This window comes from Streptomyces sp. T12, assembly GCF_028736035.1.
Taxonomy (GTDB): domain Bacteria; phylum Actinomycetota; class Actinomycetes; order Streptomycetales; family Streptomycetaceae; genus Streptomyces.
The window spans coordinates 10,938,071-10,959,978 of the sequence record NZ_CP117866.1 but is presented as its reverse complement, the minus strand read 5'-3'; the positions used below and the strand labels follow the sequence as shown (position 1 = coordinate 10,959,978).

The 21,908-nt window shown below is 70.3% G+C and carries 18 protein-coding genes; 7 read left to right on the top strand and 11 right to left on the bottom strand.

The annotated features are described in order from the left end of the window. Window positions 1-194 precede the first annotated feature (194 nt). A complete protein-coding gene (locus PBV52_RS49040; protein WP_274248620.1) occupies window positions 195-2,093 on the top strand; it encodes an N-acetylmuramoyl-L-alanine amidase in 1,899 nt (632 codons plus the stop codon). 5 nt (window positions 2,094-2,098) lie between these two features. Here PBV52_RS49040 and PBV52_RS49035 read toward each other — a convergent pair whose 3' ends face one another. Further along, a complete protein-coding gene (locus PBV52_RS49035) occupies window positions 2,099-4,333 on the bottom strand; it encodes a glycoside hydrolase family 95 protein (RefSeq protein WP_274248618.1) in 2,235 nt (744 codons plus the stop codon). Between the two features lie 232 nt (window positions 4,334-4,565). Next, window positions 4,566-5,063: a hypothetical protein gene (locus PBV52_RS49030; protein ID WP_234767165.1), complete on the bottom strand. Its 498-nt coding sequence runs from the start codon at window positions 5,061-5,063 to the stop codon at window positions 4,566-4,568. 158 nt (window positions 5,064-5,221) lie between these two features. Here PBV52_RS49030 and PBV52_RS49025 point away from each other — a divergent pair, with 158 nt between their 5' ends. Beyond that, the gene (locus PBV52_RS49025; protein ID WP_274248614.1) at window positions 5,222-6,145 is read left to right on the top strand and encodes a phosphotransferase family protein; all 924 of its coding nucleotides are present in this window, start codon (window positions 5,222-5,224) and stop codon (window positions 6,143-6,145) included. A gap of 17 nt (window positions 6,146-6,162) precedes the next feature. Here the strand turns inward: PBV52_RS49025 and PBV52_RS49020 are convergent, their stop codons facing one another. The 6 genes from PBV52_RS49020 to PBV52_RS48995 form a co-directional block, all read right to left on the bottom strand. Beyond that, window positions 6,163-7,068 carry a universal stress protein gene (locus PBV52_RS49020; protein ID WP_274248613.1) on the bottom strand — a complete coding sequence of 302 codons (906 nt, stop codon included), beginning with the start codon at window positions 7,066-7,068 and terminating at the stop codon, window positions 6,163-6,165. Between the two features lie 135 nt (window positions 7,069-7,203). Further along, window positions 7,204-7,449: a DUF397 domain-containing protein gene (locus PBV52_RS49015; protein ID WP_128429686.1), complete on the bottom strand. Its 246-nt coding sequence runs from the start codon at window positions 7,447-7,449 to the stop codon at window positions 7,204-7,206. A 122-nt stretch (window positions 7,450-7,571) separates the two neighbouring features. After that, window positions 7,572-8,738, bottom strand: a complete 1,167-nt coding sequence (locus tag PBV52_RS49010) for a thiolase domain-containing protein (RefSeq protein WP_274248610.1) — start codon at window positions 8,736-8,738, stop codon at window positions 7,572-7,574. Continuing rightward, window positions 8,735-9,799: a thiolase domain-containing protein gene (locus PBV52_RS49005; protein WP_274248608.1), complete on the bottom strand. Its 1,065-nt coding sequence runs from the start codon at window positions 9,797-9,799 to the stop codon at window positions 8,735-8,737. Before PBV52_RS49005 ends, PBV52_RS49010 begins: the two co-directional genes overlap by 4 nt. Further along, window positions 9,800-10,741, bottom strand: a complete 942-nt coding sequence (locus PBV52_RS49000; RefSeq protein WP_274248606.1) for a Zn-ribbon domain-containing OB-fold protein — start codon at window positions 10,739-10,741, stop codon at window positions 9,800-9,802. It lies immediately after the preceding gene. Between the two features lie 47 nt (window positions 10,742-10,788). Beyond that, window positions 10,789-11,589: a crotonase/enoyl-CoA hydratase family protein gene (locus tag PBV52_RS48995; protein WP_274248605.1), complete on the bottom strand. Its 801-nt coding sequence runs from the start codon at window positions 11,587-11,589 to the stop codon at window positions 10,789-10,791. Between the two features lie 166 nt (window positions 11,590-11,755). On the opposite strand from PBV52_RS48995, the gene PBV52_RS48990 reads away from it, so the two are divergent. The 3 genes from PBV52_RS48990 to PBV52_RS48980 all read left to right on the top strand — a co-directional run bounded on the left by PBV52_RS48990 (window position 11,756) and on the right by PBV52_RS48980 (window position 15,912). Continuing rightward, window positions 11,756-13,405 (top strand): acyl-CoA synthetase, encoded by a 1,650-nt coding sequence (locus tag PBV52_RS48990; RefSeq protein ID WP_274248604.1) that lies wholly within the window; start codon window positions 11,756-11,758, stop codon window positions 13,403-13,405. A gap of 116 nt (window positions 13,406-13,521) precedes the next feature. Further along, on the top strand, window positions 13,522-15,348 hold the full coding sequence (locus PBV52_RS48985; protein ID WP_274248602.1) for a sulfatase: 1,827 nt from the start codon (window positions 13,522-13,524) through the stop codon (window positions 15,346-15,348). A 138-nt stretch (window positions 15,349-15,486) separates the two neighbouring features. Further along, window positions 15,487-15,912 carry a hypothetical protein gene (locus PBV52_RS48980; RefSeq protein WP_274248600.1) on the top strand — a complete coding sequence of 142 codons (426 nt, stop codon included), beginning with the start codon at window positions 15,487-15,489 and terminating at the stop codon, window positions 15,910-15,912. Window positions 15,913-16,034: 122 nt separating this feature from the next. On the opposite strand, the gene PBV52_RS48975 is transcribed toward PBV52_RS48980, so the two are convergent. Together PBV52_RS48975 and PBV52_RS48970 are read right to left on the bottom strand one after the other, a co-directional pair. After that, window positions 16,035-17,312 carry a cation:proton antiporter gene (locus PBV52_RS48975; RefSeq protein WP_274248598.1) on the bottom strand — a complete coding sequence of 426 codons (1,278 nt, stop codon included), beginning with the start codon at window positions 17,310-17,312 and terminating at the stop codon, window positions 16,035-16,037. 6 nt (window positions 17,313-17,318) lie between these two features. Continuing rightward, complete coding sequence (locus PBV52_RS48970; protein ID WP_274248596.1) at window positions 17,319-17,804, bottom strand: cation:proton antiporter regulatory subunit; 486 nt, start codon at window positions 17,802-17,804, stop codon at window positions 17,319-17,321. A gap of 384 nt (window positions 17,805-18,188) precedes the next feature. Between PBV52_RS48970 and paaK the strand changes: the two genes are divergently transcribed. Together paaK and PBV52_RS48960 are read left to right on the top strand one after the other, a co-directional pair. Next, window positions 18,189-19,484, top strand: a complete 1,296-nt coding sequence (gene paaK / locus PBV52_RS48965; RefSeq protein ID WP_274248594.1) for a phenylacetate--CoA ligase PaaK — start codon at window positions 18,189-18,191, stop codon at window positions 19,482-19,484. Window positions 19,485-19,686: 202 nt separating this feature from the next. Continuing rightward, the gene (locus PBV52_RS48960; protein ID WP_274248592.1) at window positions 19,687-20,235 is read left to right on the top strand and encodes a DUF1062 domain-containing protein; all 549 of its coding nucleotides are present in this window, start codon (window positions 19,687-19,689) and stop codon (window positions 20,233-20,235) included. Between the two features lie 66 nt (window positions 20,236-20,301). Here the strand turns inward: PBV52_RS48960 and PBV52_RS48955 are convergent, their stop codons facing one another. Continuing rightward, window positions 20,302-21,801 (bottom strand): acyl-CoA synthetase, encoded by a 1,500-nt coding sequence (locus PBV52_RS48955; protein ID WP_274248590.1) that lies wholly within the window; start codon window positions 21,799-21,801, stop codon window positions 20,302-20,304. Window positions 21,802-21,908: the final 107 nt, after the last annotated feature.

The window sequence follows — 21,908 nt, the reverse complement described above, 5'->3', positions numbered from 1 at the left end:
CACTGACGCCCCGCAGGCCCTCAGGCTGCCGCCGCGAAACTCCCGGGACCCTCGATTTACAGGGGTATTCACCTGCCGGTCGGCATGATTGACGGATCGTCGGACAGCCGGTACCACAGACGCACGCCCGGCCCCGCACGGCTCATCGCGCCCGACCGTCCCTGGAGGCTGCATTGCGAGGATCCGTCACCGCCATGGCCGCTGCGGCACTGTTGTTCCCGCTGCTGGGCGCGGCCCCGTCCAATGCCCGGAACGCGGAGAACCACCTGCAGTCGGCCTTCGCCGCCGCGGCCGCCGAGTACCACGTGCCGCAGAGCGTCCTGCTCGGCGTCTCCTACCTCCAGTCCCGCTGGGACACACACGCCGGGGCGCCCAGTGTGACCGGCGGTTACGGCCCGATGCACCTCACCGACGCCCGCACTGCGCTCGCCGAGCAGCCGCCGCACCACAGTGACGGCTCGGAGGACGCGCGCGGCGACAGCGCCCGCCCGCCCCTGCTCCCCGAGGCGAAGCTGCCGGAGACCGCGGAGATCCCGGCCCGCCTCAGGACGTTGCCGAAGGCGGCCGAACTGACCGGTCTGCGCCCGGAGCAGCTGCGTACGGACCCGGCCGCCAATGTGGCCGGCGGTGCCGCCCTGCTCGCCGCCGCGCAGAAGGAGCTGGGCGAACCGCCGAGTTCCGACCCGGCGGACTGGTACGGCGCGGTGGCCCGCTTCTCCGGTGCCGACGACACCGCGACCGCGACGGCGTACGCCAATGACGTCTACGACGTGCTGCGCACCGGCCAGAAGCGTGCCACGGACGCGGGCCAGCTGGTCGCCCTGGCCGCTCAGCCACGCCTCTCCCCCGACCCGGGGCAGCTGAGCCGGGCGGGGTTGCGGACGCTCGACGCCGCGCAGACCGAGTGCCCGACGACGGTGTCCTGCGAGTGGATCCCGGCACCGTACGAGGAGTTCGGGGACGGCGACTACGGCAACCACGACCTGGGCAACCGCCCGGCCTCCCCGGGCATCGACTACATCGTCATCCATGACACGGAGGGCGCCTGGGAGGGAGTCCTCACCATGGTGCAGGACCCGACCTATGTGTCGTGGCAATACACACTGCGCTCCACGGACGGGCACATCGCCCAGCATGTGAAGGCCAAGGACGTCGCCTGGCACGCGGGCAACTGGTACGTCAACGCCAAGTCGATCGGCCTGGAGCACGAGGGCTTCCTGGCGCGGCCGGACGCCTGGTACACGGAGGCGATGTACCGGTCCTCGGCACGCCTGGTGACGTACCTCGCGAAGAAGTACGGCATCCCGCTGGACCGGCAGCACATCCTCGGCCACGACAACGTGCCGGGTCCGACCTCGTCGGCGGTCAGCGGTATGCACACCGACCCGGGTCCGTACTGGGACTGGCGGCACTACTTCGAGCTGCTCGGCCGCCCCTTCGAGGCCACCGCGGGCCCGAACGGCGGCCTGGTGACGATCCGCCCCGACTACGCCGCCAACCGGCCCCGGTACACCGGCTGCGTCACCGCGGGCGTGCCCTGCGCGGACCACGGTTCGAGCGCGGTGCGGCTGTATTCCGGGCCCGGCGAGTCGTATCCCCTGATCAAGGACGTCGGCCTGGGCTCGACCCCGACCACCGGGGTGAACGACCTGTCCTCGCGGGTCTCGACCGGTCAGCAGTACGCGGTCGCCGGCCGGAACGGCGACTGGACGGCGATCTGGTACCTGGGCCAGAAGGCGTGGTTCAAGAACCCGAAGAAGAACCCGACCGCGGTGAACGCGACCGGCCTCGTGGTGACGCCAAAGGACGGCCTCAGGACCATCCCGGTGTACGGGCGTGCCTACCCCGAGGCCTCCGCCTATCCGACGGACGTACCCGCCCAGGCGGTGTCGCCGCTGCCGTACACCTTGCCCGCGGGCCAGCGGTACGCGGTGGGCGGCAAACTTCCGGGCGAGTACTACTACGCCGTGGCCTTCGACGGGTCCTCACACCGGGTCGTGGTCGGCAAGGACGTCTATTACGAGATCCAGTTCGGCCATCGGGTGGCGTTCGTGCGGGCGGCGGATGTGCGGGTAGGGGCGTCGGGTTCCTAGCGGGGTCAGTCCTCCCTCTGCCAGGTGTAGCGTCGCCCGGCGATCGCCTTGAAGGTCAGCTGCCCGTCCTTGAACAGGTCGCTGCGTACGGTGAGTTCACGGGTCCGGGACGCCTTCAGGGCGATGCGGGTCGCCCGTCCGGCCGCCCACTCGATGTCGAGGGTGGCGCCGCCGCGGGCTCGCAGGCCGCGGACCGAGCCGGTCGGCCAGGTGGCGGGCAGGGCGGGCAGCACCTCGATGGCGTCGTACTGGCTCTGCAGCAGCATCTCCACGATCCCGGCGGTGGCGCCGAAGTTGCCGTCGATCTGGAAGGGCGGGTGGGTGTCCCAGAGGTTGGGCAGGGTCGAGGACGTGAGCTGTTCGCCGAGCATCTTGTGGGCGTGGTCGCCGTCGCGCAGCCGGGCCCAGAAGTTGATCTTCCAGGCCTTGGACCAGCCGGTGCCGCCGTCACCGCGCGCGGTGAGGGAGACCTTGGCGGCATCCGCCCACTTGCTACCGGGTTCGATCTGCCGTCCGGGGTGGAGGGCGAACAGGTGCGAGACGTGCCGGTGGGTGTCGGTGGAGTCGTCCAAGTCCTCCTTCCACTCCTGGAGTTGGCCCCAGGAGCCGATACGAAGACCGGCATCGAGCCGGTTCAGCGCGTCTTCGACGCGGCGGCGGAAGCCGGGCGTGTCGCCCAGGATCCGGGCCGCTTCCAGGGTGTTGGTGAACAGGTCGTGGACGATCTGCTGCGACATGGCCGCACCGGCGGTGAAGTCGCCGTGCTCGGGCGAGTAGCTGGGGGTGACGACGAGGGTTCCGTCACGCGGATCGGTGCGCAGGTTGTCGAGCCAGAACTCGGTGGCCTCCTTCATCACGGGGTACGCGGTGGTGCGGAGGTAGTCGGTGGAGCCGCCGAACCTGTAGTGCTCGTACAGCTGTTGGGTCAGCCAGGCCGCCGCCTCGGGGAACCAGAACGCGGTCGCCCAGTCGTGCACGCCGGTGAAGCCGTACGGGTTGGTCTCGTTGTGCACGACCCAGCCGCGCGAGCCGAACATCTCCTTCGCCGTACGGCGTCCGGGCGCGCGCAGGGCCTCGACGAAGCGGTCGTACGGCGCCGTCGTCTCGGCGAGGTTCGCGGCCTCGGCCGGCCAGTAGTTCATCTGGATGTTGATGTTGGTGTGGTAGTCCGCCGACCACGGGGGCGTGGTGCTGTTGTTCCAGACGCCCTGGAGGTTGGCGGGCAGTGAGCCGGGGCGCGAGGAGGCGATGATCAGGTAACGGCCGTATTGGAAGTACAGGGCTTCGAGGGCGCGGTCGGCCGCGCTCGTCCCGCCCTTGTACGCGGCCAGGAGCGCGTCGGTGGGAACGTCTGCCGCCGGTGACTGGCCGATGTCGAGGCCGACTCGGTCGAACAGGGCTCGGTGGTCGCGGGTGTGCCGGCCGAGCAGTGCCTCGTAGCGGTCGCCCGCCTGCCCCATGGCACGGGCTACGGCGGCGTGCGGGTCCGGGCCGCGGTAGTCGGGGTAGGTGTCGGCGTAGTCCGTGCCCGCGGCCAGCACGAACCAGGCGCTGTCGGCCCCGGTCACGGTGATGCTGCCGTCCCCGTCGGACGCCACCGTGCCACCCCGACTGCGCACCCGCACCTGCGCCTCGAAGCGCAGCCCGTTGTCGGCGAGTGCGCCCCGCACGGTCAGAGTCGCGTCGGCCGCGGTGGCCGTGAAGTCGGCGCGTGGCGAGGTGTAGCGCAGGGTGAAGGTGACGCTGCCCGGCCGGTCGGCGGCGAGCCGGCCCACGATCACCCCATCGGGGTAGGAGGCGAAGAACTCCCGTTGGTGGCGGACGCCTTGGTGGGTGTAGGAGACCGAGGCGACGGCGTTGTCGAGGTCGAGTTCGCGTCGGTAGTCCGCCGGGGTCGTCGTCGGCGCGCCGGGCAGGTCGAGGTGGAGGTCGCCGAAGGTCTGGTGGGCGCCGTAGCCGGTTCGTGGCTGGCCGAGCCGGTCGGCCACCGACTCGGGGTCGAGGGTGGTCCGCGCGTCGAGGTCGTCCTGTACGGCGGAGATCGCGTCGGGGCGGGGTGCGCGCCAGTTGCCGTGGTCGTAGCCCTGGGTGGAACCGGGGCCGCCGGTCCAGAGGGTCTTCTCGTTGAACTGCAGCCGTTCGGAGGCGAGGGTGCCGAACACCATGGCGCCGAGCGCGCCATTGCCGATGGGCAGGGCCTCGCGCTCCCAGTCGGCGGCAGGAGCGGTGTACCAGAGCACTGATGGCCGCTCCCTCGATACATCGGAGGAATCAGCGGCGACAGCCTCGATGGACCCCGCGCCCAGAGCAAGCGCGCCCGCACCACTGGCTGCGGCCTTTAACGTCGTCCGTCGAGTGATCTCATGCGGCTCATGCGACATGACCCCTGACGCTAGAGGTCCGATGACTCTGCGACAAGGGTCATGACAACATGCGCGGAACCCCGAACAGCGGGGCCCCAGGTGGGAGGACTCAGCCCTGCTGGAAGAGCTCCGCGGGCAGCGGCTTCAGGAGGGCGTACAGATCGTCGGTGATGGGGCGGTCCCACGCGGCGATGGTCACCAGGACGTTGTCGCTGCGGTCGAACTGCACGCAGGAGATCCGGCTCTCGCTCAGCTTCAGACGGCGCACGATCAGGAGGTTGTCGCCCTGCATCACGGGCACGTCCTCGCTGCCGACGACGGTGACCTCCTCGTCGTTCTCCAGGGCCAGCAGCAGCTGCGCGACCTCGAAGGGGATCTCGCCCTCGTCGACCTCGCGGGCCGGGGAACCCTCGGGCAGATTGCCGATGATCATCGCGGGGCCGCGGCCGCCGAAGAGGTCGTAGCGCAGGAAGACGCCCTGGCAGCTGCCGTCGGGGGCGGGCAGCAGCCCGGCGCCCAGATTGCCGGGCCAGTCGCCCGGATCCATGGCCAGTACGTCGAAGTCGGGCCCGGCGGGCGTGGCGCTGCGGCGGCGGAGGAACGACATGTCGCCATGGTACGTGGCCGGGCCTGCTCCGTGACGCGCGGGCATGGTTCGGACCCTGCTCCCTGACCCGGGGCGCGACTTCCCGAGTGCTCCGCGATGCCGTCGCGGGCCGCGGAATTCCGTTGCCCTCCGGCAGCGGCCGCCCTACGGTCCCGATCATGCTGCCGCCGGTGGAAACGGACGAGGAATGGGACGCCGTCGTCCCCGACGAGGAAGTGATGCGGGTGGGAGCGGAGGACCTGTGCGCCCGCCTCGGTCTGGCCGGCCTCCCGCTGACGCGGTTCCCGGACGGGTCGCAGCCGGTCTACGCCGTGGGCGACGAACACGTCCTCAAGCTGTTCCCCGGAGCCGCCGCCCGGGACGGCATCGCCGAGGGCCGCGTCCTGTCCCATGTCCAGGGGCTCCTGCCCGTCCCGACGCCAAGCGTGCGCGACGCCGGTCCGTACGAGAACGGCTGGCGGTACGTCCTGATGTCCCGGCTGCGCGGCGAGAACCTGGCCGGCGCCTGGGACCGCGTCCCGCGCCCCGACCGGGAGCGGCTCGTCACCGAGATCGGCGAGGCCCTGGCCGTCCTCCATGCCCTCGATGCCGCGCCGCTCGAGGACGTCCTCGGGCCCGGGGACTGGGGCGCGTTCGTGGACCGGCAGCGTGCCGGGGCGGTGTCGCAGCAGCGCGAGCGCGGTCTGCCGGCCGCCTGGCTGGAGCAGATCCCGGAGTTCCTCGCCTCGGTCCCGCTGCCGCGCACCCCGCACCGTTCCCTGCTGCACACCGAGGTCATGCGGCAGCACTTCCTCGTCGATCCCGACGGCTGGCGCCTGACCGGACTCTTCGACTTCGAGCCGGCCATGATCGGCGACCGCGCCTACGACTTCGTCGGCGTGGGCCTGTTCGTCACCCGCGGCGATCCGCGACTGCTGGCCCGCCTCACCAAGTCGTACGGCACCACCTTCGCCCCGGCCGAGCTGCTGGCGTACACACTGCTGCACGTGTACAGCAATCTCCCTTGGTACATACGGGAGTTGGGCGCACCGGCCGACGGTACGCTGCCGTCCCTGGCCGAGGCCTGGTTCGGCACCGCGTGACGCACTCCGGCGTCCTCTCACTCCTCCGGCGGCGCGGGCGGCACCACGGCCACCGGGCTCGCGGCGTGCAGCAGGACCGCCTGGGTCACCGAGCCCATCATGGGGGCGGGTGCCAGTAGGCGACGTCGGTGGCGGCCCACGACGACCAGGTTCGCGTCCCTGGAAGCCGCGACGAGATGGCCGGCCGCATCGCCCGGGGCGACGTAGGGCTCGGCGTGGACCTCGGGGTGACGGTCGCGGTACGGGGCGAGGAAGCCTTCCGCGAGGGTACGGGTCTCGTGCTCGACGGCGTCCTGGTCGACGGGCGGCGGCACGATCTGGCTGGGAGCCGCGCTCCAGAGGTGGGCCGGCCATGAATAGGCGGCGACGACCTGGAGTCGGGCGCCGCGCCGGGCGGCCTCGGCGAAGGCGAAGGACAGTGTGGCCTCGTCGGGGCTGTCGACCTGCAGGCCGACGGCGACCCGCGGCCCCGGCTCGATCGGCATGTCGTCGTGGACCTGGCGTCCCGGCTTGGGCACCACGACGACCGGGCACTCGGCGTCACGTGCGGCGGCCATGCCGTTGGAGCCGAGCAGCAGGCCGGCGAAGCCCCCGCGCCCGCGGGAGCCGAGCACCAACAGCTGGGCCGTGGAGCCCAGTTCGGGCAGCACCGCGGCGGGCGCGCCCTCCGGGGCGAGATACTCCGTCTCCGGCCGCTCGACCCGCCCCGCCAGATACCGGCGTACGTGGTGGAGCACCGGATCGTCCTCCGGCTGCGGTCGTCCGGCGGGCGGCACACCGGGCTCGGCCCAGGCGGCGTACTGCTGCACGTGGACCATCCGCAGCGGCGCCCCGCGCACCAGAGCTGCCTCGAAGGCCCAGTCCAGCGCGACCAGGCCGTCGTCCGAGCCGTCGACCGCCGCGATGACCGGCAGGGTGCTCATGGGTTCCTCACCTCCGGATACGACCTTCCCCCTCCCGGGGTCAGCCTGGCTCAGGCATCGGCCCCAGGGGGGTTGTCAAGGTCGCGTGTCCGGAAAAACGGGTGGAACACCCCCGGATCGGCCCGAGGACGGCTGTCAGGTCAGGTCGAACTCGCCCTCCCTCGCACCCGACACGAAGGCACCCCACTCGGCGGGGGTGAAGATCAGGGAAGGGCTCTCCGGGCGGCCGCTGTTGCGCATCGCGATGAACCCCTCGACAAAGGCGATCTGGACATCCCCCAGGCCACGGCTGCTCGAGTGCCAGTCGGCGCTGCTGAGGTCCAGCTCCGGCTTGTCCCAGCCCGTGAGCGGCTGCTGCTGGATGGTGGTGCTCTCGGCCACGTCCGTGCTCCTCCCGATTCGCGTCGTCCGCGGGCCAGCCTAGCGATCGGTTCCGAGTGTCAACAGGCCACGTGAGGAGGACCTTTGCGGAGTCACCTCCACCCCCCGTCCGGGGAGTTCGCTCATGCGTCCGGGGACTCGGAGCCCACGAGCCACATGGAGAAGAACTGGGAGCCGCCGCCGTAGGCGTGCCCGAGCACCTTGCGGGCCCTGTCGACCTGGTGTTCCCCGGCCTGTCCGCGCACCTGGAGGGCCGCCTCCGCGAAGCGGATCATGCCGGAGGCCCCGATGGGGTTGGTGGACAGGACGCCGCCCGACATGTTGACGGGCAGGTCCCCGTCGAGCTCGGTCACCCCGGACTCGGTGAGTTTCCAGCCCTCGCCCTCGGCGGCGAAGCCGAGGTTCTCCAGCCACATGGGCTCGTACCAGGAGAACGGCACGTACATCTCGACCGCGTCGATGTCCCGGCGCGGATCGGCGATCCCCGCCTGCCGGTACACGTCGGCCGCGCAGTCCTTCCCGGCCTGCGGCGACACGAAGTCCTTGCCGGCGAAGAGGGTGGGCTCGCTGCGCATCGCGCCGCCGAGCATCCAGGCGGGCGGACGGGGCGCGCGGGCGGCTCCGGCACGGTCGGTGAGGATCATCGCGCAGGCACCGTCGGAGGACGGGCAGGTCTCCGAGTAGCGGATCGGGTCCCAGAGCATGGGCGAGGCCTGGACCTTCTCCAGCGTGATGTCGTGCTCGTGAAGGTGCGCGTAGGGGTTCTTCAGCGCGTTGCGACGGTCCTTGTACGCCACCAGCGAGCCGACCGTGTCGGGCGCGCCGCTGCGCCGCATGTACGCGCGCACGTGCGGCGCGAAGAACCCGCCCGCGCCGGCCAGCAGGGGCTGCTGGAAGGGGATCGGCAGGGACAGGCCCCACATGGCGTTCGACTCCGACTGCTTCTCGAAGGCGAGCGTCAGCACGGTGCCGTGCACGCGGGCCGCGACCAGGTTGGCGGCGACGAGGGCCGTGGAACCGCCGACCGAACCGGCCGTGTGCACCCGGAGCATGGGCTTGCCCACCGCGCCGAGCGCGTCAGCGAGGTAGAGCTCGGGCATCATCACGCCCTCGAAGAAGTCGGGCGCCTTGCCGATGACGACGGCGTCGATGTCGGACCAGCTCAACTCGGCGTCGTCGAGGGCCTGTTGGGCAGCCTCCCGGACGAGCCCGGCGATGGACACGTCCCGGCGCGCCGCGACGTGCTTGGTCTGACCGACGCCTACGACGGCCACGGGCTCCTTGCTCATCGCGGATCCCCTTCGAGTACGGCGACCAGGTTCTGTTGCAGACACGGTCCGGACGTGGCGTGCGCGAGCGCCCGGTCGGACTCGCCCCGGTGGATGCGGGCGGCGGCCTCTCCGATGCGGATGAGCCCGGCGGCCATGACGGGGTTGGCGGCGAGGGCCCCGCCGGAGGGGTTGACGCGCACGCCGCCTTCGAGCTTCAGCGCCTTGCGCAGGACGACCTCCTGGGAGGTGAAGGGCGCGTGCAACTCGGCGGTGTCGACGGGCCGTTCGAAGGCGCCGGCCTTCTCGGCGGCGAGGCGGGTCGAGGGTGAGTCGGTCAGGTCGCGCACGCCCAGGCCGTGTGCCTCGATGCGGTGGTCGATGCCACGGATCCAGGCGGGCCGCTCGCACAGCTCGCGGGCCCGCTCCCCCGCCGCGAGGATCACGGCGGCGGCCCCGTCGCCGATGGGCGGGCAGTCGCCGGTACGCAGCGGTCGTACCACGTACTCTCCCTGCGGCACCGAACCCTGCAGCTGGGCATGGGAGTTGGTGGCAGCGACATCGCGACTGCGGACCGCGACGGCGGCGAGCGCGGGTTCGTCCGTGTCGCCGGCGTCGATGAGGGCCTGCGCCTGGAGGGCGGCCAGGGCGACGGAGTCGGGCCACAGGGGCGCGACGTAGTAGGGGTCGAGCTGCCGGGTCAGGACGTCACGCAAGGGGCCGGGCGAGGACTTGCCGTAGGAGTAGACGAGCGCGGTGTCGGCGTCCCCGGTCAGAAGCTTGGTCCACGCCTCGTACAGCGCCCACGCGCCGTCCATCTCGACGTGCGACTCGGAGATCGGCGGCCAGGCGCCGACGCCGTCGAGGGCGAGGGTGAAGGAGAAGGCGCGGCCGGCGAGGTAGTCGCTGGAGCCGGAGCAGGTGAAGCCGATGTCGGTGGTCTTGAGGCCGGTCTGTGCGAGCACGTCGTGCAGGACCGGCATGAGCATCTCCACCTCGGAGAGCTCTTCGCTGGTGCGCCGGTGATCGGTCTGGCCGAAGGCTACGACGGCGATGTCCCTGACCGGCAGGTCCCTGGCCATCTACACCAGCTCCTTGTACGTGTCGTAGTCCGCGTCGGGCTCGCCGGTCGGCCGGTAGTGGTCGGGGTAGCGGCCGCCCTCGGTCCACACAGGTTCGACGCGCAGGCCCATGCGCACCTGGTTGTAGGGGATGCCGCCGATACGGCCGTGCAGGGCGAGGTCGGCTCCGTCGAGGGCGATGTGGGCGTAGACGTAGGGCACTTCGATGTCGAGGTTCTTCGCCTTGATGTTGACGATGCAGAACGTGGTGACTGTGCCGCGAGGACCTACCTCGACCTGTTCTGATGTGGCGACCCCACATGTGGGGCACGCACCCCTCGGCGGGACGTACACCTTGCGGCAGGAGGGGCATCGTTCGCCGACGTTGCGACGGTCGGCCAGGGCGTTGATGTAGGCGGTCTGGGCGCGGCCGGGTGAGTAGGTGTAGTCGAGGCGGGCGCGGGCGACGATGCCGGTGATCGGGTCCTCGAACTCCCCGGTGTGGCCCGTGGGTTCGGCTGGGCTGCCGTCGTACGGCTCGAAGCAGGCGATGTCCGTGATGGCGCCGGTGCGTTCCCCGGCCCAGCGGACGCGGACGCGCATGCCGGTGTGCACGGCGTCGGGGCCGGGGGCGTCGAGGGCGTGCAGGAGGGCGGTGTCGGCGCCGTCGAGACGGACCAGGGCCCAGGCGAAGGGGGTGTCGAGGGGCTGGTCGCGGCGGGGGGCGTGGTTCCAGGCCCAGGTGGTGACCGTGCCGGTGGGGGCGACCTCGACCAGGTCGCGGATCTCCTCGGCGGTGACGGGGTCGTACTCGACGGGCGGGACGAGCGTGCGGCCGTCGCCGGTGCGCACTCCGAGCACGATGCGTTCGCGCAGGCCGGTGAGGAAGGCGCTCTGGACGGGGCCGAGGGAGCGGGTGAAGGGGAACTCGACGACGAGCGGCGCTTTGAGGACTTCGGGCATCCCGCGGATCTCCTTTGGAGGTGGGGCGCACGGGCCGGGCACGGCGGTCAGGTGCGCTTGTAGACGGGCGGTCGTTTCTCCGCGAAGGCGCGGGCGCCTTCCTTGGCATCCGCGGTGTCGAAGATCGGCCAGCCGCGCTGCAGTTCGGCGGCGAGGCCGTCGGTCTCGGTCAGTTCGGCGCTCTCGTAGACCGACGCCTTGACGGCCTCGACGGCCAGTGGGCCGCAGGCGTTGATGCGTTCGGCGATCTCCAGGGCCTTGGTCAGTGCCGTGCCGTCGGGGACGACGTGCCCGACCAGGCCGATGTCGGCGGCCTCGCGGGCGCTGTACGGGCGCCCGGTGAGCAGCATCTCCAGGGCGTGGGTGCGCGGGATCTGGCGTTGCAGGCGGACCGTGGAGCCGCCGATGGGGAACAGGCCGCGCTTCACCTCGAAGAGCCCGAAGGTCGCGGACTCGCCCGCGACGCGGATGTCGGTGCCCTGCAGCATCTCCGTGCCGCCCGCGACGCAGTACCCCTCGACGGCGGCGATCACCGGCTTGCGGGGGCGGTGATGGCGCAGCATCGCCTTCCAGTGCAGGTCGGGGTCGGCCTTCAGCCGGTCCCGGTACTGCTCTCCCTCCATGCCCTTGCCGGCCAGTGCCTTGAGGTCCATGCCCGCACAGAACGAGCCGCCCGCCCCGGTGAACACGATCGAGCGGACCGAGTCGTCGGCGTCGGCCTCGAGCCAGCCGTCGTACAGGCCGACGAGCATCGCCAGTGAGAGCGCGTTCTTGGCCTCCGGCCTGTTCAGCGTGAGCACCAGTGTGGCGCCTTCGCGCTGCACGGTGAGGTGTTCCGTCCCACCCATCGCCCATCTCCCCTCTGAAAGAACGAGAACAGGTTGCAGGAGGCGCCGGGGCACTTCAAGGGTTTTCTGACAGACAGTCAGATTTCTTGTGCGCGGGCCCTTCACAGTTGTGCCGCCCTTTGCTCTGATGACCGGCAGCCGGTGGAGAGCGAGGTCAGGAGGAGCGGTGGAGTACAACCTTGCCGACCTGTTCGAGTCTGTCGTCGACGTGGTTCCGGGCCGCGAGGCGCTCGTGTACATCGACCACCCGGGCACGGGCGCGCAGCGCCGTCTGACGTACGCGCAGCTGGACGCGGCCGCCAACCGGATCGCACACCATCTGATCGACAGCGGGATACGTCCCGGCGAGCACCTCGGGCTCCACCTCTACAACGGCATCGAGTACTTGCAGACGGTGCTGGGCTGCCTGAAGGCGCGGATCGTCCCGGTCAACGTCAACTACCGCTATGTGGAAGAGGAGTTGGTGTACCTCTACCGGGACGCCGATCTGGTGGCCCTGGTCTTCGAGGCGGAGTTCACGGACCGGGTGGCGGCGGCGCTACCGCGGGTGGACGGGCTACGGCATCTGGTGCGGGTCGGCGCCGTGGCGCCGGGCGCGGCCGGTGCTCCGGTCGTGCCCGCCGTGGCATTCGCGGACGCCGAGGCCGCGGGGTCGCCCGAGCGGGGGTTCCCGGCGCGGTCGGGGGACGACCAGTTCATCATCTACACCGGCGGCACCACCGGGATGCCCAAGGGTGTGATGTGGCGCCAGGAGGACCTGTTCTTCTCGGGGCTGGGCGGCGGCGCGCCGACCGGTGAGCCGGTGAAGAAGCCGCAGGAGCTCGCCGAGCGGGTGGCGGCGGGCGGCGACGGGATCACCTTCTTCCCCACCGCTCCACTGATGCACGGCACGTCCACGCTGACCGCCTTCATCGGCTTCAACTTCGGCCAACGCGTCGTAATCCACCGCAAGTTCGCGCCGGAGGAGGTCCTGCGGACGATCGAGAAGGAGAAGGTCACCAGCGTGTCGCTGGTCGGCGACGCGATGCTGCGGCCGCTGGTCGACGCGCTCAGCGGGCCGATGAAGGGCACGGACTGCTCGTCGATGTTCAGCGTGTCGTCGTCCGGGGCCATCATGTCCGAGACCGTGCGCCGGCAGTTCCAGGCGCTGGTCCCCAACGTGATGCTGCTGAACAACTTCGGCTCCTCGGAGTCCGGCTTCAACGGCACCGCCACCGAGGACTCCGGTCCCGAGCGCGGCTTCCGCATCCGCGTCAACTCCCGTACCCAGGTGGTCGATCCGACCACGCACGAGCCGGTCGCCGTGGGCGAGGTGGGCCGGATCGCACAGTGCGGTCACGTGCCGCTCGGCTACTACAACGACCCGGGGAAAACCGCCGAGACCTTCTTCGAGCAGGACGGCGAGCGGTGGGTGCTGCTCGGCGACATGGCCACGGTCGACGAGGAGGGCGTCGTCACCGTGCTGGGCCGCGGCTCGCAGTGCATCAACACCGGGGGCGAGAAGGTGTACCCGGAGGAGGTCGAGCAGGCGCTCAAGTCCCACCCCGACGTGTACGACGTACTGGTGGCCGGGGTGCCGGACCCGAAGTGGGGGCACCATGTGGCGGCCGTGGTGCAGTTGCGGGCAGGTGCGGTACAGCCTTCGCTGGCGGACATCCAGACCCACTGCCGCTCCCACCTCGCGGGATACAAGATCCCCCGCCAGCTCGTGATCACGGACTCGATCCGGCGCTCGCCCAGCGGCAAGGCGGACTACCGGTGGGCGCGGGAGACGGCGGTGGCGGCGGTGTCGGCGGTGTCGGCGGCGGACGGGTGAATTCCGGGCAGGTCCGATTGAACCTAAGGTGACGTGCGGACGTACTCGTGGGGGCAGGCCCGATCATTGGGCGCTGTTTGCCATGCCATCGCAAGACCGCACGGGAGGACCTCCGGGTGTCGCAGGAGGCAACAGACGAAGTAACGCAGGAGACGGAAGAAGCGGGGACGGCGGAAGCCGGGACGACGGAAGCGGGGACGGCAGAAGACGGGACCGCAGCAGCGGCCGAGACTGCCGCGGACGACGAAACAAAGGCGAGCCCGTCTGCGGAGCCCTCCGGCTCCCCACCCCCCGGCTGGTTCGGCTGGCGGCGCCGCTACCCCCGTACCGCACGCGGCGTCACCGTGGGGACGACGGTCCTGGCCGGCGCGCTGCTGCTCTTCGCGCTCCTCGTGCCGAACCGCCTCGAACGACTCGACGCCGAGGCGTTCTTCCGCCTCCCGGCCGAGGGAATCCTGCTCGCGGGACTGTTGCTGGCGCTGCCGACGCGGTCACGGCGGCTGATGGCGGTGGTATCGGGCGCGCTCCTCGGTCTGCTCACGGTACTGAAGTTCGTCGACATGGGCTTCTACTCGGTTCTGGCGCGCCCCTTCGACCTGGTCCTGGACTGGATCCTGCTCGACGACGCGGCGGAGTTCGTACGGGAGTCGTTCGGGCGTACCGGCCAGGTGCTCGCGGTGGTCGGGGTGCTCGTCCTGATCGTCGCGGTGCTCGTCCTCATGACACTCGCGATGGTGCGGGTGACGAACCTGATGGTCCGCCATCGCGCCGTCGCCGCCCGCACGACACTGATCCTCGGCACCGCCTGGATCACCTGCATGACGCTGAGCATCCAGGTCACCAGCGTTCCGCTCGCGACCAAGGCCAACGCCGACCTCGTCAACAACCGTATCGAGCAGGTGCGCGCGGGCCTGAAGGACGGACGGGTCTTCGAGAAGCAGGCGGCGGTGGACGCCTTCGCGAAGACGCCGCCGGACCAGTTGCTGACGGGACTGCGCGGCAAGGACGTGCTGTTCACGTTCATCGAGAGCTACGGCCGTGTCGCGATCGACGACCCGGCGATGGCGCCGCAGATCGACGCGGTGCTCAAGGAGGGGACGAGCTCGCTCAAGACGGCCGGCTTCCAGTCGCGCAGCGCCTGGCTGAAGTCCCCGGTGACGGGAGCGGGCAGCTGGCTCGCCCACTCCACCTTCCTGTCCGGTCTCTGGATCAAGAACCAGCAGCGGTACCGGAGTCTGACCACCAGCGACCGCGCCACACTGAACAGCTACTTCCGCAAGACGGGTGCGTGGCGCACGGTCGGTGTCGTGCCCGGGGTGCGACGGGCCTGGCCGGAGGGCAAGTTCTTCGCTCTCGACCACATCTACGACTCCGAGCACCTGGGCTACCAGGGCCCCTACTTCAGCTGGACGCCCGTGCCCGACCAGTTCAGCCTGGAGGCCTTCCAGCGTCTGGAGCACGGCAAGAAGGACCGCGAGCCGATCATGGCGGAGATCATCCTGGCCTCCAGCCACAATCCCTGGTCCCCCATCGCCCGGATGGTCGACTGGGACGACCTCGGCGACGGCTCGGTCTTCCACCAGATCAAGAAGGAGGGCACGGACCCCAAGGAGGTCTGGAAGGACCCCGAGCGCGTGCGCACCGAGTACCGTCGCGCCATCGAGTACTCGCTCCACAGCCTCACCGAATGGGTCGAGCGCTACGGCACCGACGACACGGTCCTCGTCTTCCTCGGCGACCACCAGCCCGTCCCGACCGTCACCGCGGGCAACACGAGCAAGGACGTCCCCGTCACCATCGTCGCCCGCGACCAGAAGGTCCTCGACAAGATCGCCGACTGGCACTGGAGCGACGGCCTCAAGCCCGCCGAGAACGCGCCGACCTGGGGCATGGACAAGTTCCGCGACCGTTTCATGACGGCGTACGGGCCGCAGACGGACTGAGCACCCGGGGCTGGGCCGTTCGGGCACCGCCGATGGGCGGAGAAGTCGTATGGCGTAACAGGACGCGCCGGTGAGCGGGTGACGTCCCTACGGTCGCAATGACGGTCGTCGAGACCGCACGACCGAAAGGGAACGCTCGTGAAGAGACGCATCCATGCGATATGCGCAGCCGCGATCACCGTCCTCGTCACCACCGGCCCGGCGGCCCCCATCGCCCACGCCCAAAGCGACCTGGACTGCGGCGACTTCGCCTTCCAGGAAGACGCACAGGCGCAGTTCAACCGCGACCCCGATGACCACCATCGCCTGGACGAGGACCGGGGCAGGGACGATGGCGTCGCCTGTGAGGACCTGCCGCGCCGTGACGCGGCCGTCTCCTCGCCGCTCCCCATACGCACGCCGCTCCCCACCCTCTCGCCCCTCCCCACGCAGGGAGTCAGGGGCGGCCTGGGCGGCAGCACGGGGCCGGCGGACTTCGAGGTGGCGCTGGGAGCCGGCCTGGCCGTCGGTGCGGTGGCGCTGGCCGCCGGTTACGTCACGTACCGGCGTCGGTTCAGCCGCTGAAGCGCGGTTGCTGTCCCTCGGCCGGTGACTGGAGCGATGGGCACTCTGGCTATGGCTATGGCTATGGCTGTCGTGGGGAACCCTGGCCGGTAGGGCGGTCGGCAGTCGGCTGTACCGCTCGCTCAGGGCTGGCCGACGACGTCCTGTCCCTCCATCACCTCATGCGGTGCGTCCCGCGACGCGTCGACCTCGCCCCCGGTCTCTGCCGCGGTGGCTGCCGAGCCCCTCGGCGCGCGCCTGCCCAGGCGCTGCGTCAGACGGGTCGCCAGAGGTTCGGTGTAGCGGGCGGTGAGCGGGCCCAGGATCACCAGGATCAGTACGTAGGCGGTGGCCAGCGGGCCCAGCGACGGCTCGATGCCGGCGGTGACGGCGAGCCCGGCGATGACGATGGAGAACTCGCCGCGGGCGACCAGCGTTCCGCCCGCGCGCCAGCGGCCCTTCGCGGAGATCCCGGCGCGTTTGGCGGCCCAGTAGCCGGTGGCGATCTTCGTGAGCGCGGTGACGACGGCCAGGGCGAGCGCGGGCAGCAGCACCGGCGGGATGCTCGCGGGGTCGGTGTGCAGGCCGAAGAAGACGAAGAACACGGCGGCGAACAGGTCCCGCAGCGGCGCCAGGAGGTTGTGCGCCCCCTCGGCCACCTCACCGGACAGCGCGATCCCGACCAGGAACGCGCCGACGGCGGCGGAGACCTGGAGCTGCTGGGCGAGCCCGGCCACGACGAGGGTCAGGCCGAGCACGACGAGCAGCAGCTTCTCGGGGTCGTCGCTGGAGACGAACCGGGAGATGTGGCGGCCGTAGCGCACCGCGAGGAGGAGGACGAGTCCCGCGACGCCGAGCGCGATGGCGAGCGTGACGCTGCCCGCGGCGAGACCGGCACCGGCGAGCAAGGCGGTGACGATCGGCAGGTAGACGGCCATGGAGAGGTCTTCCAGGACCAGGATGCTCAGGACGATCGGGGTCTCGCGGTTGCCGAGCCGCCCGAGATCACCGAGCACCTTCGCGATGACACCGGAGGAGGAGATCCAGGTGACACCGGCCAGTACGACGGCGGCGACCGGACCCCAGCCGAGCAGCAGCGCCATCGCGGCACCTGGCAGGGCGTTGAGCGCGGCGTCGACGAGACCGGCCGGGTACTGGGTCTTGAGGTTGGAGAGCAGATCGCTGGCCGTGTACTCGAGGCCGAGCATGAGCAGCAGCAGGATCACGCCGATCTCGGCGCCGATGGCGACGAAGTCCTCGCTGGCGCCCAGAGGAAGCAGCCCGCCCTTGCCGAAGGCGAGCCCGGCCAGCAGGTACAGGGGGATGGGCGAGAACTGGAACCGCCCGGCGAACCGGCCCAGCAGCCCCAGGGCGAGGATGATCGCGCCGAACTCGATGAGGAAGACCGCGGAGGAGTGCATCGCGGCTCACTCCCGTCCGAGTATCGCCGCGGCCGCCTCCACACCCTCGCGGGTGCCGATCACGATCAGGGTGTCGCCGCCGGCCAGGCGGAAGTCCGGCGTCGGCGACGGGATGGCCTCGGCGCGGCGCAGCACGGCCACGATGGACACGCCGGTCTCGGTGCGCATCCGGGTCTCGCCGAGCAGCCGTCCGTTCCAGTGCGACGTGGCGGACAGCTCGGTCCGCTCGGCGACGAGGCCCAGCTCGGTGGTGGACAGCAGGTTGGGGCTGTGGTGCGCCGGCATCAGCGCGTCGATCAACGTGGCCGCCTCACCGGAGGTGAGCCGTACCGACAGCGCGCAGGCGTCCGGATCGTCCTTGCTGTACGCGCTCAGCGTCCGCGAACCGTCCCGGTGGGCGACCACCGACAGGCGGCGCTGTTCGCGCGTGGTGAGGTCGTAGCGGACCCCGATGCCGGGCAATGGCGTACTGCTCAGGCGTGGAGCGCCCACAGCTGTCCCCTCGTTCAGGTGCCTCTTCCAGCTCTCTTCGACGAAACATTACGACCGTGGAACATCCGGGCCGAACTCAGCCCGTTCGACGGCCTCTCCCGTCCAGGAACTCGGCGTCCAGGTCACCCAGGTAGGCGGAGGCCCGCATCGGCCCGCCGGGCAGGGTGACCAGCGGCTCGCCCGCACCCCATGGGCTCTCAAGCCGCCCTGCCCGCCGTGCCCCCCTCCGCGGTCGCCCGTTCGCCGCAGCGCAGCCGCGTCACGCGCAGAAATGTACGAGCCGCCCCCTTGCCTGATCATCCGCCGCCTGGATTACTGATCCCGAACACCCGTACCGAATGATCGGTCGTCCGGATTGACGCGGTTGGCGAGGGAGAACTCCCCATGGCGGATGCGACGGAGCTGCTGGACTCGGGGGAACGGCTCGACCATGAGGCGTTGCGGGAATTGCAGCTGGAGCGGCTGCGGGCGTCACTTCGGCACGCGTACGACAACGTGCCGTTCTACCGGGAGTCCTTCGACAAGGCCGGCGTACGGCCCGACGACTGCCGCTCGCTCGCCGATCTGGCCCGCTTCCCGTTCACGACCAAGGCCGACCTGCGCGAGAACTACCCGTACGGGATGTTCGCCGTGCCCCAGGACCGTATCCGCCGCATCCATGCCTCCAGCGGCACCACCGGACGTCCCACGGTGGTCGGCTACACCGACGCCGACCTTTCCCTGTGGTCCGACATGGTGGCCCGCTCGATCCGGGCGGCGGGCGGGCGGCCCGGGGACAAAGTGCATGTGGCGTACGGCTATGGGCTGTTCACCGGTGGGCTCGGCGCACACTACGGTGCCGAGCGGCTCGGCTGTACGGTCATCCCCGCGTCCGGCGGTATGACGGCCCGCCAGGTCCAGCTGATCCAGGACCTCAGGCCCGAGATCATCATGGTGACGCCCTCGTACATGCTCACCCTCCTCGACGAGTTCGAGCGGCAGGGCGTGGATCCGCGCGGTACCTCCCTGCGCGTGGGCATCTTCGGTGCCGAACCCTGGACGGAGCAGATGCGTCAGGAGATCGAGGAGCGGTTCGCGATCGACGCCGTCGACATATACGGGCTGTCCGAGGTGATCGGGCCGGGGGTGGCGCAGGAGTGTGTGGAGACCAAGGACGGGCTGCATGTGTGGGAAGACCACTTCTTCCCGGAGATCGTCGACCCGTTCACCGGTGAGGTGCTGCCCGAGGGTGAGGAGGGCGAGTTGGTCTTCACCTCGCTCACCAAGGAGGCCATGCCCGTCATCAGGTACCGCACGCGGGACCTGACGCGGCTGCTGCCGGGGACCGCCCGGGTGTTCCGGCGGATGGAGAAGGTCACCGGGCGCAGTGACGACATGGTCATCCTGCGCGGGGTCAACCTCTTCCCCACGCAGATCGAGGAGATCGTGCTCCGAACACCGGGCGTGGCACCCCACTTCCAGCTGCGCCTCACCCGGGAGGGCCGTCTCGACGCCCTCACGGTGCGGGCGGAAGCTCGCCGCGACGCGTCGCCCGAGACGCGGGACGCCGCCGCGCAGAGCATCGCGGCGGCCGTGAAGGACGGCATCGGGGTGTCGGTCGCCGTGGAGATCGTCGAACCGGAGTCGCTGGAACGGTCCGTCGGCAAGATCCGGCGGATCGAGGACCTTCGACCCCGCTAGGCAGGACGTACGGGCCGCTCTTCGAAAACCAGTGGAACAGCGCCGCTGTGCGCCATTACCGTGCTGCCGAACCAAGTCGTCTAGGCAAGGACGTGCCGTTGTACACCCTGTGAGACCTCCCGAGCGCTGATTGGTCGCGCGTCGCGCATATGCGCCGCGCTGCTTTTTGCTGCGGACTTCTCACTGAAACCGGTGTACTTCTGTGCTCAACAACTGGGTGGTCATGCCCACCTGCCTGCCGACCGTTCTCCGCCGTTGCCACACGTGCGCGTCCGGGCGCTTCAGGGCAAGCGGTAAGTTTCGCGTCAACGCAAACCACAAGCTCATCGACGCCTGGCTCCTCGTGCTCTGTACGGCTTGCGGGGACACTGCAAAACTCACGGTCCTGGAACGGATGAATGTGCGCTCCGTACGGCCTGAGCTGCTGGACCGGCTGCACGACAACGACCTTGGCCTGACAGCCGAGCTGCTCCAGGATCCGGTCGTGCGGCGCCGTAATCGCATAGCCCTCGACTGGGACAACGCCTGGCGGCTCGACACCGGCGGATCGGATCACCTGGACCGCGAGGTGATCGACGTCTCGGTCCGCTTTGCGGCGCGGATCCCTGTCCGGCCGGTGCGACTGATCGCTGAAGGCTGCGGTCTTTCGCGGGCCGAGGTCGAGAGACTGATCACGGAGGGGAACCTCGTTTCGGCAGTCCGGCTGAGCGGCAAGCTCTCCGGCGACTTCACCTTCACGCTCAAGCGCTGAGCGGTCCCCGGGACCAGGGCCTGTCCGGCAAGAACCGCCGGACAGGCCCTGACCCTCTGCAAACCCCTAACCCTCTGCAAACCGGTCCCGCAGCTCCCGCTTGAGGATCTTCCCGCTCGCGTTGCGCGGCAGCTGCTCGACGAACACCACCCGCTTCGGCGCCTTGAAGTGGGCGAGCTTCTCGCGCGCGTGCTCGATCAGTTCGGCCTCGCTCACCTCGCCGCGTGGGACGACGACCGCCGTGACCGCCTCGATCCACCGCTCGTCGGGCAGGCCGACGACGGCGACCTCGGCGACGCCGTCGTGCGTGTACAAGGCGTCCTCGACCTGACGTGAAGCGACCAGCACGCCACCGGAGTTGATGACATCCTTCACCCGGTCGACGATGGTGAAGTAGCCGTGCGCGTCCCGCACCGCGAGGTCGCCGGAGTGGAACCAGCCGTCCCGGAAGGCCTCGGCAGTCTCTTCGGGCTTGTCCCAGTAGCCCTCGCACAACTGCGGGGAGCGGTAGACGATCTCGCCAGGCGTGCCGTCGGGGACGTCCTCGCCGTCCTCGTCCACCACACGGGCGTCGACGAAGAGGACGGTACGACCGCAGGAGTCCATGCGGCCCTTGTGTTCGTCCGGGGCCAGCACGGTGGCCAGCGGGCCGATCTCGCTTTGGCCGAAGCAGTTGTAGAAGGCGAGCTCGGGCCATCGCTCACGCAGCCGCTCAAGGACCGGCACCGGCATGATCGAGGCGCCGTAGTACGCCTTGCGCAGACCATCCAGGTCACGGGTCGCGAAGTCGGGGCGGTTGGCCAGACCGATCCACACCGTGGGCGGAGCGAACAGACTGTCCGCGCGGCCCGCTTCGATCAGGTCGAAGAGCTGCTCGCCGTCGGGCCCGTCCACGATGATGTTCGTGGCGCCGACCGCCAGATACGGCAGCAGGAAAACGTGCATCTGCGCCGAGTGGTACAGCGGCAGCGAGTGGACGGGGCGGTCGCCGGCGCTCAGATCGAGGGCGGCGATCGCGCTCAGGTACTCGTGGACCAGGGCGCGGTGGGTCATCATCGCGCCCTTCGGCAAGGCGGTCGTGCCCGAGGTGTAGAGCAGTTGCACCAGGTCCTCGCTGCGCGGCTCCGGGCCGTCGTAGGCGGACGCCGTGGCCTGCCGCGCCAGCAGTGAGTCGTCGGCATCGCGCAGGGGCAGCGCAGGGACGCCGTCCGGGAGGCGGGCCGACAGGTCAGGGTCCGCGAGGACCAGGGAGCTGCCGGACTGGCCGACGATGTACGCGAGGTCGTCGCCGGTGAGGTTCTGGTTGACCGGGACGTGGACGAGGCCCGCGCGGGCGCAGGCGAGGAAGGCGATCAGATAGGCGTCCGAGTTGTGGCCGTACGCGCCGACCCGGTCGCCGGGGGTGAGGCCCTGGCCGAGCAGGACGCTCGCCGCGCGCGATACGGCCGCGTCGAGTTCCTCGTACGTCCAGGTGCGGTCGCGGTACTCGACCGCGACGCGCGCCGGGGTGCGTCGGGCACTGCGGCGCAGTACTCCGTCAACCGTGCTGCCGTCTCCTGGCGTCATGACACATGATCCTCGGTGTGTCGCACAGACAGGTCAAGCAGGACACCAGTACACCTCACCGGGGACACATACCCGTTGGTACGCTCAACGGCTCCTTCCCTCAATGA

Coding starts and splice junctions, on each gene's coding strand:
- paaK (WP_274248594.1), top strand. CDS start 18,189: ATGGCGGATGCGACGGAGCTGCTGGACTCGGGGGAACGGCTCGACCAT.
- PBV52_RS48955 (WP_274248590.1), bottom strand. CDS start 21,801: ATGACGCCAGGAGACGGCAGCACGGTTGACGGAGTACTGCGCCGCAGT.
- PBV52_RS49020 (WP_274248613.1), bottom strand. CDS start 7,068: ATGAGCACCCTGCCGGTCATCGCGGCGGTCGACGGCTCGGACGACGGC.
- PBV52_RS48975 (WP_274248598.1), bottom strand. CDS start 17,312: ATGCACTCCTCCGCGGTCTTCCTCATCGAGTTCGGCGCGATCATCCTC.
- PBV52_RS49010 (WP_274248610.1), bottom strand. CDS start 8,738: ATGAGCAAGGAGCCCGTGGCCGTCGTAGGCGTCGGTCAGACCAAGCAC.
- PBV52_RS49005 (WP_274248608.1), bottom strand. CDS start 9,799: ATGGCCAGGGACCTGCCGGTCAGGGACATCGCCGTCGTAGCCTTCGGC.
- PBV52_RS49000 (WP_274248606.1), bottom strand. CDS start 10,741: ATGCCCGAAGTCCTCAAAGCGCCGCTCGTCGTCGAGTTCCCCTTCACC.
- PBV52_RS49025 (WP_274248614.1), top strand. CDS start 5,222: ATGCTGCCGCCGGTGGAAACGGACGAGGAATGGGACGCCGTCGTCCCC.
- PBV52_RS49030 (WP_234767165.1), bottom strand. CDS start 5,063: ATGTCGTTCCTCCGCCGCCGCAGCGCCACGCCCGCCGGGCCCGACTTC.
- PBV52_RS48995 (WP_274248605.1), bottom strand. CDS start 11,589: ATGGGTGGGACGGAACACCTCACCGTGCAGCGCGAAGGCGCCACACTG.
- PBV52_RS49040 (WP_274248620.1), top strand. CDS start 195: ATGGCCGCTGCGGCACTGTTGTTCCCGCTGCTGGGCGCGGCCCCGTCC.